Origin of the sequence: Paenibacillus sp. 79R4, assembly GCF_013393165.1 — a bacterium.
In the GTDB taxonomy this organism is placed as follows: domain Bacteria; phylum Bacillota; class Bacilli; order Paenibacillales; family Paenibacillaceae; genus Fontibacillus.
This window is the reverse complement of record NZ_QJOT01000004.1, coordinates 332,752-349,166: the sequence shown is the minus strand read 5'-3', so window position 1 is coordinate 349,166 and position 16,415 is coordinate 332,752. Positions and strand designations below refer to the sequence as shown.

Here is a 16,415-nt window from a genome sequence, read left to right as displayed (position 1 = left end):
GTGTTCTTCAAAATGGCAAATCATAACCCTAATTATTCTGGTTTACTAATGCATGCAAAAAACAAGTCTGAAGAAGTAGAAAAGAGAGTGGACGATGCTCTAAAAAAAATGATAAAGAACCAATTGAAAATTAACTTTAACTCTGTTTCAGAACAATGCGGGGTCTCAAAGGCGTTTCTTTACAAAAATGAGAAACTTCGTAATAGAATTGAAGTGCTACGCCAACAACAAATCGGCCTTTCCTCACCTAAGCAAGTAAAGAGACATATGAGCGATGCTTCTAAAGACGTTATTATCGTGTCACTTAGAAATAGAATTACCAAGCTTGAAACAGAGAATAAAGAACTTAAAGAACAATTAAAAATCAACTTTGGAAAAGTATACGAGTCAATTTAGCTGTTTGATGAAAATAAAGTAATTGACTGGATGTGCTTATCCACACCGTTTTCAAATAAATTCATATAGAATAATGACGTGTCAAATTAGTTGCCAATTTGCACGTCATTGTCATATCATTTGATACTTCTCTCCTCAAATCAAACCCCATTAAGTACAGTTTCTAAGCTTTATAAATTAGCCTATCATCTGCTCTACTAATTCAGATGCAAGTGTTCTAGACCCACTCATTCCCTTTACATACTTCAATTGCCCATCACTAGACCATTCAATTCCTTTTAACCGCTTAATAAGTCGACCAGCAGCAGCGAGTTCAACTTGCTTGCGCGACTCTTGTACGCAGCTCGCAAGCACCTGAGAACCTGCAATGGATAGTGCATCGAGACAAACAATATGCGTTAATCGTTGTCCTTTATAATCCATCCATTCAGAAGGAAATAGTTCTTTAACTTGTGAGAAATAAAATATGGCAAGGGAAAGTTTCTCTTCTTTAGAGAATACACTCAACTTTCGATCCCTAAACAGTAAGCCTAACGTACGATACAAATTTTGCAGAGTGATATGCCTTCCTTTGTTACGCTTACCAGTAATGCTTCCGTTGTTATGAAATGGACTATCCTTTTGAATTAACAATTGTGTAGCTACCCAACTCAACTCATCAGAATCTCTTCTGAGATATTTACTTAAAGAGGGGCCAATCCCCTTGGCCTTTGTATTTATCGTGTCAAAAAGCTTTATTTCCTCATCTTCATCGAGACAATGAAATGAAAGAAAAGGAACATTCAAATCAGAGTTAGTTTCTTGAATATAACGTTGAATGCCACCTAAACGATGCTGGCCATCCATCAAAGAAGCCTTCCCTTTACATATTAGGCGCCCAAAAGATGGACGCTCACGACTATAACAAACAAACTTCCAATGGGAAGCTGCATTGAGTAGAATTGGTGTGAAAAGTGCATCTTCACCTTTAGAAAGGTAAATAGCGAAATCATGGCTTCTTTTCGGATCTACTGGTCTCTGATAACCCTTTCCAGAAGGATCATTGTACGGTTTTACATAAAATAAATTCAGTATGGTTGACGCTGATATATTCCCCTGGTAAGCAATTTTGCCTCTAATTTTGCTCAAAAGAACATTCTCAATTACCACTTGATTTGGAAGAGTATTATTCATGATGTTTTTCTCACCCTTATGATGTATTTCACAACTATAATAGTTCTTATAACATCTAAAATCAAATGGTTTTATATGTTATGAGTGTATTTAATAATTCCCGTGACTTGCCTACTCTTTAGGAGAGGTGGTCTTTATGGCAGAATTAATCAAACAAATTGGGCAGCAAATCCGTATTCTTCGGAAGAATCGCGGACTTACACAAGAACAATTAGGAGAAATGACGCAACTGCCCCAGTCATATGTTGGAAGTGTGGAGCGTGGAGAAAAGAATATTTCACTGGAGACCCTCGAGAGGTTAATTAATGCTTTAAGAATCAGCCCCGCTGAGGTATTAGGAACAGTGCAACTCTCTGAAAAAGAAAAGATGCTAGACTCGTTGAAAGTGTTGCTTCACAATCGAAGCATAAAGGAAATCGAAATTATCTATAAGCTGTCTAAAGATGTATTAGCTGCATTTGATGCAAAGAAATACTAAAATGACTCTTTAATGAAGTGGTCTATTATAGACCACTTTTAGAACTACAGACCCTTTGTTTAAGGTTTAAACATCTCAGACACATACTTAGAGATTCTTACACTTATTTCAGCTCTTGCAACATCACGCATCATAGCAAACGTATCCTCATACCCTCGGCAGATAAACCTATAATGGATAGCACTGTCCACGCGCTCTTCTTGAAACACTTTTATGTTCCTTACCTTCATTTTCTTTCTTACCACGCTTAGATCTGCATGAATTCGTGCCATTAAGACTTGAGAAGCCTTTATATACAGGCTTTTTAACGAATAAGAAGTAAACCCAATCTCAGTATTGTTTTTATCTACAATCGTAAGTATCATGGGCAGCAGCACATAGTCTCGAACTAATTCAAGATCCTCCTTGGTCGGCAGTTCTGTCTTCACGTTCTCTTGCTGTCCATACCTACGACTCAGGTATTGTTCCCTATGTTCAGGGAGCATCATTCGGCTGGATTCCCAGCGACCGTTGCCTTCTAGCTTCTTACTCATTTGTAGTGTCCTCCTATTTTGACGCTTCGGTCACGTGCCTGGGCTGCCTTAAGTAACGAGGATGCCCGCAGAATCGAGGTCGTTCCGAACTTATGGCGGATCGCATCCGTGACGCGTTCCAGCTTTCTTTCCTTTTCCCTATTGCCGAACAGGGTAAGCTGATATTGATCATCGGGCACCAGCTTAGATAATGTCACGCCGAGTCTGCGAACAGGGAGCCGGTCCCAATGGGCATAAAATAACGTCTTGGCCGCAGTGAATACTTCCATCGTAATATTCGTCGGATCTGGTATCGCCATCTGGTGAAAAAAGCCTGTCGGCCGATCGAAATCAGTACCTTGTGCCCCTGCTGCGACGACGCTGCCCATATAACCCTTGGCACGGCTACGTCGGCAAACTTCCTCGCTTAATTCCAGCAGAATGACATCAATTTCCTGAGGCTTGCTGTAATCACGGGGTAGCGTCATTTGATGGCCGATGGCCTTCTGTACGTCATGCGAGCTTGGCTTGACTGGGCTCTGATCAATACCGTTCGCTGTCTGCCAGAATAACTCCGCCTGAATATCGCTGTTGCGACCCATCCGCGCCCGCAGCTTGCGCTTGAATTCTGGCAAGGGGAGACTACCAAGGTCGCCGATCGTCGTGAGTCCCATCCGTTGGAAATGTGCGGTCATCCGTGAGCCAACACCAAACATTTTATTTATTGGCTGCGGCCACAACAGGGTTTCTACATCACTTTTGGGTAACGTGAAAATTCCTGTTTCGTTTTTCTTTGCCCATATATCTGTTGCCATTTTAGCAAGTATCTTTGTTGAGCTTATACCTACTCTAATCCAGACACCTGTATACATCATTACCTTTACTTGGATTCTGCGCGCAATCTCCTCTGGAGAACCAAAGTAAGAGAGGGAACCAGTCACGTCTAAAAACTGTTCATCAATTGAAAAAGGCTCCACCAAATCTGTAAAGGATTCAAATATTTCCGTTATCATGAGTGACACATCAATATAAGTTTGCATATGTGGGCGAATAACTACTACATCAGGACATTTCCCAAGAGCCTCTCCTAATGTCTCAGCAGTTGTTATACCGTATTGCTTAGCAATTGGACATGCCGCAAGGACGATTCCAGATCTCCGTGTCGGGTCACCAGCTACAATTAGTGGCTTATCGCGATATTCTGGGTGCGCTGCTTTTTCGACTGACGCATAAAAAGATTGACAATCTGCTAACATAATAACGGGCTCCACAATGACACCCTCCTCTGGGATGCGAAAGTATGTTCCCGTATTTATTATATACCGAATATATGTTCGTAATTCAATGGTTAAATTTCCTAGTTAAAGTTTATTTTTCAAATTCTCCTTTTACGTGATTAATGATAAAGGTAATGTTTCATGATTTTGCTCGAGACAAGAACTTAATCTCATTGCCGATTTGTTAAAATAGAGTTAACAAAGCTCAATAGTTACGACATGAATGAATACCTAAAAGTTTTAACAATACACCGACAATACTAACTTCTTCAACCCAAGTGATATTTCAATAACAGTTTTTCCTTTCTAAAAAGGGAAGTTTTTTTGTTTATAAATCCCCTTAATAAAAGTATTTTGTCGATCTTGGCTTAAAGAAGTCGCAAAATCGCGGCATTTTTTTAAACGATATAAGTTCTTGTCTCGAGCTGAGGACAAAAACTTATATCGTTAGCCGAAATGAACAAAGAAACTATATCCTAAGACAATTTAAAGCTCTGAATAAATGATATTGAGTAAGCAATGGCGTTAAGCTAACGGGCAGGATAGCGCAAAAGTTTCGCGAATATCCTACATATGGAATTATTTGTGAAGTTCATGAAAAAGACGTTATCCGAAATACCCGAGAAATCTAAAAACAAGATAAAGCATAGATTTAATAGGAGGTTAAACGATGAAAGAAAATTATAAGGCATGGTGGAGATTATTTGCCAATTGAAGATATTGATTTTTCAATAATAGCCAATGATCTTAGGTCTCTCCCGTTTTATAGAGATGATATATTTCTTGGAATGCAAGCAATGAATATTGGTATTATCGATCCTAACATTACTCAATTTGAGTATAACCTATTAGAAACGTATATTGAGAAAGAGAGAACTCCATCTTTTGAAGCGATGACTGTAGGGGCATTCTCTCAAATGTGGATTTTTGCATTATATGAAGTTCTACGTTTGTGGCGAGAAAGAAAGTATGATTTTTCTAAACTGTTCAAAAACGCTGGAATTGAATTAAAACTAAAATCACTTGCTGATAATGAAGATCATATGAATTTAACTTTACATGCTAGAAGGAGACAATTGGAGAAATTTCGAGATGATCAGTTTTTTAGAGATGAAGTTGAATATTGTTGGGTTCAATTAGAACCTATTTACAAGTTGGTTGAATTATATAGAATGAATATGGCCAAATATGCGGCACCGGGCAAGAGTAATGCTATTCCAATCGCGCCTGGCTACGGCGAATTAACATGCTATGTGGCGCATTAGATTATGAGTTGCTTTTAGATAGAGATAGTTATGAATTGCTTAATAGAAGAGATGTTGCAGATAATTTGAGGGAAGCTCTGTTAGTTATTAGAGCTAATAAAAAATAAAATTCAATAGACTAATCGAGAAGTCGAGTACTTTGGATAACACCATATTCACGCATCGGGTCGACGTTGTCGTCCCTCGTTCCGGCAAGAAGTTAGAAGTGTATTGAATCCATTGACAGCCTTTGATTGCATTTACAACCCATGCACTGGAGTCAGCGTTTGTGACATATTTGGTGTAGAATTAGGAAAAGAATTATCTAGGTAATGGTTCTTAACACAGACTCAAAAGCAGCTTAATTATAGACAGGGGAATAAAGGTATGTACATAAATCTTAATTGCAACACATGCTTTAGGGGAGATCAAAAAAATAGAATACTAAAAGAAGCAGTAATGGAAACTGAATCACATTTTTTAGATTCTTATTTCGATCAAGCTAGTGAGGATGATGAATTAAAGTGTAAGTGTCAAAAAGATATTGCTCAAAATGCATATTACATATCTGATGATAATTTTTTCGATATTTGTATAAGAATTTTGTCTGAAAGTATTTCGAATAAGATTCACTATTGTTTTAATTGCGAAGGAGCTTTTATTGATCAAGTAATTAAAGATGATTCTGAATATAAAGGAATGTATGAGCTAAGCGATAACGATATACAAAATCTCACCTCATTAGGTCAACCAGTTGATAATTTAATATATTATCCACTTGAACCTAAAACGAAAGAAAGATTATTGTTAATGTTAAAATGTCAAAATTGTGGATTTGGTTATAATAGATATGACCCGTCAACAGATAGAACCAGATCCGAATATAAGTTTTTTAGAGAAGACACTGTCTATTCGGAAACAGACATCCAGCAATTTTATAAAATCATTAAATATTTAAGAATTCGAGACTTCGCATCCGATTATGGTGTGAAAATTAACATAGAGGATTTAACAGAGTTTGGAAGTTATTTAAGGGCTAATCATATGCTTGGTTATTTTCATAACGTAGGCCAAACAATCTTTACATTACTGAAAACACATTACGATAAAGCACATTATGAAGTATTAGAACCCGGCACCATTGTTCTCAGAGGTAGAACTGTCCCGAAAAACAGTACAGATTATGGAATAGAGCAGATGTGGAACCCCCCTCAATCATGGGCCAGTCATGGGCGTTTTAATCCTGTTGGAAGCTCAGTATTGTATTGTTGTGATAATATCGACTCAATACCTTATGAAATTAATCCTACTGCAAAACAAGATATCTGTATTGCTCACGTTTATATCCGAAGACCATTGATAGTGCTCAATATTGATAGGTTATTTTACAAATTTAATGATTTGGTTCGAGAAAGTTCAAATAATGATGGGATTTACAATTCCGATTATGCTTTAACCAATTATATTGCTGAATGTTGCAAGGAAATAGGATATCACGGTATTTCTTATAAAGGGGTAAGAGGTGAAGATTATACCAACTACGCTATTCTAAATTTCACAAGCACCGAGGATATGAGTATTACTCACGTTAAAAGAATGAAAATAAACATAAAATATGAAGTTGAAATTTAGAATATTATTAAGAATTTTCTTCAGACTGCTGTCAGGGGGACGAAAACTTGGTACCATTGAAAGTCGCTATTTTAGCGGCTTTTTTACTTTATCTGTGCAAGTTCTGGTTAGTCCCGAGATAAACAAGTTCCATTACCGATTAGGCACATATCTAAGCTAAGGTTGCAATCCTGCCGGGAATTTGGAAGTTGTAACACCAGAAGGGGACGTGATATGTCAGTGGACAAGAACATGGTCCCTTTAGAATCCGCGCCACGTAAAGCTTCGGAATTTTTTATGAAGAGAATTATACTAGCATCTAATGGTGTCGTTTGTTTAGTGTGGAAGGATATGAACACGACTATGGCTCATATACAACGCAGAGGTAAGGAAGGATTAAGCAATCAACTGTCGAATAAGGCTGACTATCATTATATAAATGAAATTTTAGGCGGTCATCCCATGGGCTTGTTGTTGGAGAATTTGATGTTTCCTCTGAAGCAAAACCAAATAAAAACAATCTAAGTCAAAGAAGGTGTGAGATTAAATGAGTTTTGATCTTAGGGAGGAAGTTCTGAGATTAATTAATTCTATGCGAGAAGACGATTACTGGGACTTCAAGGAGAAGTTTCATTCAAATGCAGCTGACCTGTTACATGATATTATTTGTATGTCAAATAACCGTGTTGATAGGGATGCCTATATCATTTTTGGTATTGCCGATAAAACCTTCGAAGTAGTTGGGGTTGAGAACGATGAGAATCGAAGGAATCAGCAACAGATGATTGATTTCTTGAAGAACAAAAAGTTTGTCTCTGGGATACGACCTCAAGTAGAATTACGCACTGTAAAGATCTCAAACCATGAAGTCGATGTTTTGATTATCAAGAATAGCACTGATACGCCTTATTATTTGACCGAAGACTTCCCAAATGCAGGAAGAAGGGTTCGAGCCAACCATATTTATACCCGCGTAGGAGACACAAATACTGATATTGATAAAAGTGCAGACATCAACAATATCGAATATCTCTGGAAGAAACGCTTCTTACTGACCAGATCTCCCTTCGAGCAGATCATGAAGCGTATTGAAAACAAGGACGAATGGGAAAATGATGAATATGTCTATTTCAATGTCAATAATCCAGAGTTCACCATTACGCTTGAAGACGATGATGAAGGGCCAGAACTGATTCCCGAGTTCTATGCATATGCGATGACTAATTCGTCAACTATGTACCAAACGTTGAGTATCAAATATTTTGGAACGCAGTTATTCCGTAGACAGATAGTGATTCTCGATGGAGGAAGGTATACTACACCTACACCTGAATGGGAATTTCTTGATTTTGGAGAATATAGGATTCATGTTGATTACGCTCTAAAGTATTTTACGAAGGATAGTCCTTCTTATAAATTGAATGAGTTTCTTTTTAATGAAGATAATCACGAACAGGGGTATGCCAGAAGGCGATTTTTCGAAGTAGTTCTGTTATTTGAAGATACCCTTGAGAAGGATACGTTTCTTAAATACGTCCACCTTCATAAAGACGATTTTTTGAATAGAATAGCTGCCCTAGATAGAAAGTATTCATGGATCGAATCTAATACTAAACGTCAGCAGGAACAGGTTGTGTTGCGATTGAAAACCGGGAAAGTACTGAACAAGTTGCTATATGAGTTTCGGCAAGTTGATGTCGAATGACACAAAGCTTTATAAGCTTTATACATAATATAGCAATAAAGGACTGAAATAACGATTAATAACTTGAACTTGCGGAGATTTTCTGTTTTAAGCGAGCATCAATTGACGCTCTTACACCGGTAATGGACAAAAAACACGATTCCATTGCCGATTGGTTCCTGATTAGTCAATAGACCGAGTTTAGGTGTTAAATAGGTAAAAGGGTGCTCCGAAAAAAGATTACATCTGCTGATTCAATTCTAGTTTTTCCAGGACTGGTGTATGGTTATATTGGCCGCACATTTACCATGAGACTCATATAGGCAATAATTAGAATGCTATAGTGTATGACGTGCAAATGGAGTATTAGTGTCAGTGGAGATTTATTTACAATTATGCTAGATAAATGATTCGCAAATTTACAAGATGTGTTGAACCTTGGAGAAAACCAAATGGAGGGAAATATGATTGATAAAGCATTACTTGCTGTTTTGCTGGAAGAACTAGAGGAGCACATTTCCCATATACACGAAGAATTTTGCTTCTTACGTCTAGATGAAGAGAAATTTATCTTTCTCCATAAAGACAGCGGCATAAAATTGGCTTTAGATTATTCTCAAATCATTCGTGATCAGAGGTATTCCTCATCACAAAGAATTCTCAAATCATTTAATAAAAAGAATATTGAACATGAGAACAAAACTATAGCAATTTACGAAGATTGTGGCATTGTTTCAAAAAAACAAAAATATTCTGAATTCCTTTTAACTTACGATTCTCTCTTTTATGAATATCCCCAATATGAAGATAGTTTTAATATCGGCAAAATTGAAATAATGATTTCTGAGCCGAGCTCACTATATAAGATGATTTTCAATTCATTTACAGATGACAAATCCTTTTATACTTGGGGTGATTTAAAAACAATAAAATTAATTGGTTGTCAATTTGAAGAGTTAGAAAAAACTATACAACAAGTGTTGTTTTTAATTGCGAAATATGATGCTCCTGAATTCGAATTCAAGGGTGATTATCCTAATATCATACCTTACCAGTACCATGGTGAAAGTACGATATGGAATAATCCTGATGAAAGTGAAGAGTTTGATGAATCTCTATATAAACCAATAAAATATCTTGAACCTATTGCATTCTACAATAGGGCAAGAAAATCAGATGATCCAATCTTCTATTATCGTACACTCGAATTTTTTTTCATAATCAATAAAAAGTCAGAACTAAAAAGAAATGTGGAAGCTTATAATGAATCAGAAGATTTAGATAAACTTATAAAGGATGTATCCTTCTTATACGGAACAAAAGAACCAGATTTGCTTAAGAGCCTTCTCAATAATATTGATGGTGTGGAGGAAATTGTTAAGTATGCAATAAGTGAGGGACTTACTGAAAATTTAGATATCTCAACTTTCTCAACAAGAATATACAATTTTAGAAACAGCATTGTTCATGGAAAAGGTGATACAAAATTTTCATTAAATATACCAGCACTCGAAATTTTACACCCAGAGTCAAAAGATAGATCTTGGACTGAAGTGCTAAAAAGGCTAGCTGATCAGGTTATCAAACAATTTTGCTATTGAAAATAATAGGCAAAGTAAGGATTGATAACTCCACGACTCCAGCAATATCGAAATCCCAATTATGACAATACAGGAAATATTATGGATTAAGGAAGTGGACAAAATGGCATTGACGGAAGAACTAATTTCGCTTTTTGAATTCAACAAGCAAAGAAATGAGTGGGATAATTGGCTTGACGATGAAGCAACTTGGAAGTTTATCAACGCGGTTGGTTCTGACCCTTCTTTTATAAACATTATGGATTCAGAACTGGCGGCTGACTTTTTACCTACATTATTTGATAATTTTGAGTTCCCCTCGAAAGAAAGCATCGGGGTAATGGAGGCGAACAATTTTCTCCAACTATTGAATAAAAATATGTTGATCAACATGTCCGATTATTGGATCATACTTCCTTTGCTGAATGCGGAAGCTACGAAGAGCATCAAAATCAGCGATTATATTTCTATATTGGTTGGGAAGCGAGAGGAAAAACTGAGGGAATTAACCCAAATTATCGGTTTAGAACTGCATGAGGCAGAATCTCGATTTGTACATACGGAAAAGTCGAGGTCGCCTAATTTTTTTAAGGATCCCTTGCTTGTGATAAAAATTAATCATCAGCATAGAATTGTCAACGAAAATGCAGTCGCGATTGCATATTATGCCGTCAACTTCATCAATGTCTTATACTGGGGGTATGTTACTCCAAATCATAAAGTAGAGAGTTCTTTTCGCTTGCTCAGGGGTGAACGAGAACACGTAAATCAGCATGCTGTGATACAAAACGTAAATGGCTCTAATTGGGGGCATAGACCGCTTAACTTTGAATATAACTGCAATTTCAATTTGGATTGGCTCAATGAAAAAGTTCATGGGGAGAGACTATCAGATTTAATGAATCTGATTAGTTTTAAGTATGAACAAAACGGGTTATCGGACCGATTTTTGCGGGGAATCCGATTTTTTGTGAGAGGAATTAATGTAAAAAGCGGGAACCGCTTCTTCGATGCAGAGTCAGACGCAATACTGCTATTGAATATAGCAAGCGAGTGCGTTCTTATTAAAAGCCAGGAGGAAGGAAGCAAATCACGGAAAATAAAGGGTAGGCTCTCTAAGTTGGGCAATATCGAGGAAGTAGGCATAGAGTCTCGCAAGCTAATCATTAAGCGCATGAGCAACCTAAGGGGGAGCTATGTGCACGAGGGTCTCTCTAATAATGTAAAGTCATTCTTGGATGGCGAAGAGAAATTAACTGAGCTTGAGGCGTTTAAGAAAATTGTGGCCAGATTTCTCTGTGGCGCGTTCGAATTGACTGAAAAATGCCGCGCACAAGCTGCTATTGATGGTAAAGATGTCGAAGAAATTTGGTTCGAGTCATTTCAGGGTTGAGAAATTTCTCCTTTACCAATTGGTGGATGAGAGTCTAACAGGTACGATACTTCAATAACGCAACCTGTCGAAGTGATTTAGAAGTTGTTTCAACTAGTTTTGGGATTAGGATTAGGAGAAGACGCTGCTGAATGGTTTATCAAATCCCGAGTTGAGGACAAGAACTTATATTCATAGCCGAATTACCGGCTCCTCAAACGGCGGGCTGCCCCAATATAATGCAGTGGAGCATAAGCGTCTTTGGGATCATAACAAATAATACACGTTGCAAATCTTCATGCCAAAAGAGGCCCGAGTGCTGAGCATAGTGGTACTCGGACCCATTTTGGCTTTTTTGGCACAGCATGAGTGTTACAGAATGCGAGCACTTGAGTCCGAAACATTAAACAAATTTCAATTGAAAGCCGATACATAAATGAGAACCTATGGAAAGAAAAGTAGTGAGTAATATGCGGCTTGAATCAGGCACCACGGCAAGTTTGAAATAAACAAGATATCCGCCGTCCAGATCTCCATCGGTCACTTCAATCGGTGGTAACCATGATGACATGTTCATAAATTGGTTAGACGGGAACAACTATCTATTGTCACCATATACTTCAGCTCGTAATAGGGTCAACACACGATCCGTTCATACTGTCCTTGGTATTATGACGAACAAGATGACGAGAAGGCTCGTTCTTTCACCATGGAACGGTTCACCCCGCAAGTCAATTTCCTGCGTAGCTTACCTGACCATCACGAGGATGCCAATCACATCTATGTACATGCCGGAGTAAATTCTCAGCTAAGTGATTGGAAGCTGACTACTGATGGGGGAGAACACAGAGGCAGATTAAATGGGCTGTCTCTTTTTATGTTGAATTACGTCGACTTAATAAAAGGGATTAGGAGGTATTCCGTTGAAATATGGAATATGATGGTTTGCAGTATTGGTTCCTATGTGGAGGAATCTTTCTTTTAAGGGCTAAACCCACCATATTCAAGATTAGAGCAGAGGACATATAATTATGAGGTTTAAAGTATTCGGTTATCACGAAAGATTTTATCAATGGATAGCTTACATCTCAGTTGTATTAATCACGATTGGTGGTGTCGGTTACTATTTAGTATTAAAAGAAAACAGTGTTGCAGGTACTAAGGATGCAAAGGGATTCTTGATTGAGTTTCAGGATTCCTCGTTTATCATAGGGGTTGCTTACGCACTTTTCCTTTTTATTATTGGTTTATATTTATCTTCAATGTCATCTAAAGTCCAAAACCTGTACTATCGTCGAAAAGAGCAGTACATAAACTTAAAAAGATTAAGCAATATGGTGTTAGATAAACGATTGGACAATGTATCAGATGATAAAGTGAAATCGAAGATTATTTTTCATCGAGGGGTTACTGGGAGGCTTGAGGAGAAAGAGCGGAGACCTTACATTATAGAGGACGGTTACAAATACACCCCAAAGTATTTGAAACTTGAAGACGATCTACTATTAATAGGAAGTAAGCTAACTAAGTTCTTTGATGTTAAAATCAACAAGTATATCGATTGTTACAGTCTAAAGAAAAGACACCCGTATGTATTTATACACGATCTGGACGATTTTTTACTTAATACTGAGAATTGGATTGATAAGCATCTTGACGTAGCTGAGGCGCAACGGACAGCACTCGTTGACTATATACGGAAGTTAGTTAATGCAAACTCGGATATTAAAAAACATAATAGGAACAAACGTAAGTTTAAGCGGGTATATATCAAGAATGATCGAAAGGTTAGAAACATTACCTCTAGGATAGAAAAGATTTATGGTGCTAGACTGCATAACGACATAAAGTTCGAGGACAATCTTACGATTAGTCTAAATGCACTTGAGGATCTAATTATAGGATTAGAGAATAAAACTCTTACAGATGAAGACCTTCTGGAAATGTTAGGTGATCAAAGTAGTGAGTTACTTGGTGAAATAAATATAATACATGCTCGGCTCCATGAATTGCAAGAAATCATCGAGGATATTAGAGGGTTATGATTTTGAAGCTGAACGTAAAAAGGACAATTTAGTTCTCGTTATTCGAGTTGTACTTTATCGAAACTTGTAAAAACCGAGATTTAATGCAATTGTTGTTCTCTCATCAATATCTACCTTCGGAGGCAGCGCTCATGCGCTGTCTTCATTTATGTTGATTTAAGTCGATTTGATGGAAGGTATTAGGAGCTTAGCTGTTGAATTATGGAATAGGTATAAGACGTATGTTTATAGAGAAAGGGGATCTACTTTTGAAGGATAAGGATCATTCTGTCCAAAGAAAATAAAGTGTTGGACTGAAAAATAAAGTATTAGACTCGGAAAATAAAGTTGTAGACTAAGAAAATAAAGTATTTTCTTAGTGCTTAGGTTAAGATAAGTCCCCTGTTTAAGCACTACATGCTACCCACGTACGTTCTTTAATAGGTGATTGGAAATGGAATATAATGAGGAGGACGTAACCCAAGCGAAGGCGGGGAGCGTTCTTTTTATTTGAACTAACGGGCAGGATAGATGAATTTTGTGAATATACTTCAGGTATGCGAACGATAAAAAAATAAGTTTAACTTTTAAGATTAAAGACGTGCTACAGTCTTCAGAGTTCACTGAATTCGTTAAAGGAAGTACGATCGCAGAAAAAAGAGGTCGAACCAGTAAGTTCTGGTGACCTCAAATCCGATCGGATAGGTTATGAATTCATGAGAGATACAACCGGGCTAAAGAACAGGGAATCTTGCTAGGCCTGACAGACATCCAATGCAAGTGACGATCTATTCTTTAGTGCTAAGTGACAACAAGTGTTTTAGATTGTCATCAATAAATTGATTATCGGCACTGTTGATTCCACGACCGGCAAAATGGCCCCAGATCGATTGGATTGGTTTCAAGACAGCATTAGGTATACGCTTAGCTTCGTATTCATTATCGTCCGCTGTGCAGAAGAGATCCGTGCTTCCCGGCATGATACAGGCAAGAGCTTTTATGCTCTGAAGTGCTTTATCAAAGTCTCCGTTATAGGAGGGGGTTGCACTGATATCTGCATGTTGGCCTGTCCATAACATTGCCAGAACATTATGAGGATCCATATTCATAAAGCTATCTTCCCAGACACCAGCTACAAAATCCTCCAATGTGTCAAATCCCATCTCACGGTAAAGCTCTTCTCTATAAAACGCATGTGATAGTCCCCATCCCGCATACACCCGACCAACGGCACGCATGTCTGTAGAACTTAGTTGGTTTAATTTACTTGAGTCGAAGCCGACTGCAGATAGCAGTGAGGCTTTTACACCTTCCAGCACTACATATGTGTGAGGCCAAGGTTTGGCGATGCCTCCGAAAGGTGCGATTCGTTCAACCATCTCCGGGTAACTTGCCCCCCATTGAAATGCCTGAATGCCGCCCATCGACCACCCGACGACGAGAGCAATCTTTTGAATACCGAATTTTTCGGTCAGCAGTTGGTGCTGGAATCGAACGTTATCATAGATGGTTACCTGTGGAAAGTTAGCCCGATCAAATGGAGGAGGCGTGTTACTGGGAGAGGAAGATAGCCCATTGCCTAGCAAATTGGGAACGATAATAAAATATTTCTCTGGATCGAGTGCCATTCCGCTGCCAATGAGCCATTCATTCTGAACATGCTGATCCCCAAAAGCCGTTGGATAGACAATAACATTATCCTTCTGTTCATTTAATTTTCCGTATGTTTTATAAGCAAGAAAAGCATTTGGTAACGTCACTCCTGATTGTAAGAGTACATCACCCAAATTAAAAATTTCATAGTCCATCGTATAGTCGCTCCCTTCAAAATGAAAAACCACATGTTCACTGTGATCTCTTGTGCTCAGTATAGAGCTGTGATACTCTCAATAAAAGTGAATAGAATTCAAGATAGCATTCAATAAAATTGAAAGATGAAGGGGGAGCATCGGATGGAATTGCGTCAACTGAATACGTTTTGTACGGTTGCAACAACATTGAATTTCACGCGGGCAGCAGAAGTGCTGAGCTACGTTCCTTCCAACGTCACGATGCAAATTAAAGCATTGGAAGATGAGCTAGGTGTTCGCCTCTTTGATCGATTGGGCAAGCAACTCGCGCTCACAACTGCGGGTAAACGCTTTTTAACACACGCCCAAGGCGTTCTTGAAAAAATGGACGAAGCTCGTAGTGCTGTCCATGATAATGAAAAACTAAGTGGTACCTTAACGATAAGTGCGAATGAGGTTATTTGCTCCTACCGGCTTCCACCTGTCTTCCAACGGTTTCGTTCGCAGCATCCGGGAGTTCGTCTAATCTTCCGCTCAGTTCCGAATCAAGAGCTCAAGCAAACGCTCTTTGAGGGAACCACGGATATTGTTTATATGTTGGATGAACCCATTCGCTCGAGTGGACTTTCCGTGGAACCTTTGCTGGAAGAACATTTCCGATTGTTAGCTGCTCCAGATCACCCACTCGCCAAACGAACTGTGCTTCAGTTGGAAGATTTTCACGGAGAAGTATTCCTGACGAATGAAAAGGGTTGTCCTTATCGAACTATGTTTGATCGATCATTTGAGAAAGAGGGCATTGATAGCATTACATATTTAGAGTTTCAAAGTGCTGAAGCCATTAAACAATGTGCAATTTCAGGAATCGGTATTGCCTTTCTTCCTGAGATCGTCGCGGAATCCGAAGTTGAACGCGGAGAACTTGTTGTCCTCCCATGGCAGATTCCGGACTTACAGGTATATACACAGATGTTGTGGCATAAAGACAAGTGGCTTTCACCAATCATGTTATCTTTCATAGAAGCAACCAGCGCAGTTTTTGGTTCACAGAATGAGAAACTAGTTTTTCCGACCAAGGGCAAGAACTTAACTCCATAGCTGAAAAGGTTAAGAACATGGACCAATGTCGATTAGAATATTAATCTGTTTCGTTAAGCTAACGGGTACGTTAGCTCAACAAAATAGCGACAGTCTAGGACTTTATTTTCTCGTCCTTGGCTGTCGCTGTTTCATTTTCTAGGCTCAGTCTAAAACTTATTTTAGGGAGTCTGACG

The 16,415-nt window shown here is 38.2% G+C and carries 14 protein-coding genes; 10 read left to right on the top strand and 4 right to left on the bottom strand.

Features of this window, described 5'->3' with window-relative positions; genetic code table 11:
* Positions 1-12: 12 nt before the first annotated feature.
* Positions 13-396 carry a DUF6262 family protein gene (locus tag DMN77_RS07590; protein ID WP_179014242.1) on the top strand — a complete coding sequence of 128 codons (384 nt, stop codon included), beginning with the start codon at positions 13-15 and terminating at the stop codon, positions 394-396.
* Between the two features lie 177 nt (positions 397-573).
* Here DMN77_RS07590 and DMN77_RS07585 read toward each other — a convergent pair whose 3' ends face one another.
* Positions 574-1,569 carry a DGQHR domain-containing protein gene (locus DMN77_RS07585; protein WP_179014241.1) on the bottom strand — a complete coding sequence of 332 codons (996 nt, stop codon included), beginning with the start codon at positions 1,567-1,569 and terminating at the stop codon, positions 574-576.
* 136 nt (positions 1,570-1,705) lie between these two features.
* On the opposite strand from DMN77_RS07585, the gene DMN77_RS07580 reads away from it, so the two are divergent.
* Positions 1,706-2,047 carry a helix-turn-helix domain-containing protein gene (locus DMN77_RS07580; protein ID WP_179014239.1) on the top strand — a complete coding sequence of 114 codons (342 nt, stop codon included), beginning with the start codon at positions 1,706-1,708 and terminating at the stop codon, positions 2,045-2,047.
* Between the two features lie 59 nt (positions 2,048-2,106).
* On the opposite strand, the gene DMN77_RS07575 is transcribed toward DMN77_RS07580, so the two are convergent.
* Positions 2,107-2,580 carry a YhjD family protein gene (locus DMN77_RS07575; protein ID WP_179014238.1) on the bottom strand — a complete coding sequence of 158 codons (474 nt, stop codon included), beginning with the start codon at positions 2,578-2,580 and terminating at the stop codon, positions 2,107-2,109.
* Entirely contained in the window at positions 2,577-3,815 is a 1,239-nt protein-coding gene (locus DMN77_RS07570) for a DNA polymerase IV (RefSeq protein ID WP_179014320.1), read from the bottom strand. The genes DMN77_RS07575 and DMN77_RS07570 overlap by 4 nt, the downstream gene beginning before the upstream one ends.
* Positions 3,816-4,540: 725 nt before the next feature.
* Here DMN77_RS07570 and DMN77_RS07565 point away from each other — a divergent pair.
* The 7 genes from DMN77_RS07565 (at position 4,541) to DMN77_RS07535 (ending at position 13,372) form a co-directional block, all read left to right on the top strand.
* Complete coding sequence (locus DMN77_RS07565; RefSeq protein WP_179014237.1) at positions 4,541-5,101, top strand: hypothetical protein; 561 nt, start codon at positions 4,541-4,543, stop codon at positions 5,099-5,101.
* 366 nt (positions 5,102-5,467) lie between these two features.
* On the top strand, positions 5,468-6,712 hold the full coding sequence (locus DMN77_RS07560; protein WP_179014235.1) for an RES family NAD+ phosphorylase: 1,245 nt from the start codon (positions 5,468-5,470) through the stop codon (positions 6,710-6,712).
* Between the two features lie 213 nt (positions 6,713-6,925).
* Positions 6,926-7,216, top strand: a complete 291-nt coding sequence (locus DMN77_RS07555) for a hypothetical protein (protein WP_179014233.1) — start codon at positions 6,926-6,928, stop codon at positions 7,214-7,216.
* Positions 7,217-7,238: 22 nt separating this feature from the next.
* A complete protein-coding gene (locus DMN77_RS07550; RefSeq protein WP_179014232.1) occupies positions 7,239-8,396 on the top strand; it encodes an AlbA family DNA-binding domain-containing protein in 1,158 nt (385 codons plus the stop codon).
* A gap of 443 nt (positions 8,397-8,839) precedes the next feature.
* Positions 8,840-9,976: a hypothetical protein gene (locus DMN77_RS07545; protein ID WP_179014230.1), complete on the top strand. Its 1,137-nt coding sequence runs from the start codon at positions 8,840-8,842 to the stop codon at positions 9,974-9,976.
* A 103-nt stretch (positions 9,977-10,079) separates the two neighbouring features.
* Positions 10,080-11,348, top strand: a complete 1,269-nt coding sequence (locus DMN77_RS07540) for a HEPN domain-containing protein (RefSeq protein WP_179014229.1) — start codon at positions 10,080-10,082, stop codon at positions 11,346-11,348.
* 1,010 nt (positions 11,349-12,358) lie between these two features.
* Entirely contained in the window at positions 12,359-13,372 is a 1,014-nt protein-coding gene (locus DMN77_RS07535) for a hypothetical protein (protein WP_179014227.1), read from the top strand.
* A 767-nt stretch (positions 13,373-14,139) separates the two neighbouring features.
* On the opposite strand, the gene DMN77_RS07530 is transcribed toward DMN77_RS07535, so the two are convergent.
* On the bottom strand, positions 14,140-15,159 hold the full coding sequence (locus tag DMN77_RS07530) for an alpha/beta fold hydrolase (protein WP_179014225.1): 1,020 nt from the start codon (positions 15,157-15,159) through the stop codon (positions 14,140-14,142).
* Positions 15,160-15,303: 144 nt separating this feature from the next.
* Between DMN77_RS07530 and DMN77_RS07525 the strand changes: the two genes are divergently transcribed.
* The gene (locus DMN77_RS07525; RefSeq protein WP_256872278.1) at positions 15,304-16,239 is read left to right on the top strand and encodes a LysR family transcriptional regulator; all 936 of its coding nucleotides are present in this window, start codon (positions 15,304-15,306) and stop codon (positions 16,237-16,239) included.
* Positions 16,240-16,415: the final 176 nt, after the last annotated feature.

Bases quoted from the DNA above. Each gene is read 5' to 3' on its own strand.
- DMN77_RS07580 (WP_179014239.1), top strand. From the start codon at position 1,706: ATGGCAGAATTAATCAAACAAATTGGGCAGCAAATCCGTATTCTTCGG.
- DMN77_RS07560 (WP_179014235.1), top strand. From the start codon at position 5,468: ATGTACATAAATCTTAATTGCAACACATGCTTTAGGGGAGATCAAAAA.
- DMN77_RS07555 (WP_179014233.1), top strand. From the start codon at position 6,926: ATGTCAGTGGACAAGAACATGGTCCCTTTAGAATCCGCGCCACGTAAA.
- DMN77_RS07570 (WP_179014320.1), bottom strand. From the start codon at position 3,815: ATGTTAGCAGATTGTCAATCTTTTTATGCGTCAGTCGAAAAAGCAGCG.
- DMN77_RS07575 (WP_179014238.1), bottom strand. From the start codon at position 2,580: ATGAGTAAGAAGCTAGAAGGCAACGGTCGCTGGGAATCCAGCCGAATG.
- DMN77_RS07590 (WP_179014242.1), top strand. From the start codon at position 13: ATGGCAAATCATAACCCTAATTATTCTGGTTTACTAATGCATGCAAAA.
- DMN77_RS07550 (WP_179014232.1), top strand. From the start codon at position 7,239: ATGAGTTTTGATCTTAGGGAGGAAGTTCTGAGATTAATTAATTCTATG.
- DMN77_RS07535 (WP_179014227.1), top strand. From the start codon at position 12,359: ATGAGGTTTAAAGTATTCGGTTATCACGAAAGATTTTATCAATGGATA.
- DMN77_RS07540 (WP_179014229.1), top strand. From the start codon at position 10,080: ATGGCATTGACGGAAGAACTAATTTCGCTTTTTGAATTCAACAAGCAA.
- DMN77_RS07530 (WP_179014225.1), bottom strand. From the start codon at position 15,159: ATGGACTATGAAATTTTTAATTTGGGTGATGTACTCTTACAATCAGGA.
- DMN77_RS07545 (WP_179014230.1), top strand. From the start codon at position 8,840: ATGATTGATAAAGCATTACTTGCTGTTTTGCTGGAAGAACTAGAGGAG.
- DMN77_RS07585 (WP_179014241.1), bottom strand. From the start codon at position 1,569: ATGAATAATACTCTTCCAAATCAAGTGGTAATTGAGAATGTTCTTTTG.
- DMN77_RS07525 (WP_256872278.1), top strand. From the start codon at position 15,304: ATGGAATTGCGTCAACTGAATACGTTTTGTACGGTTGCAACAACATTG.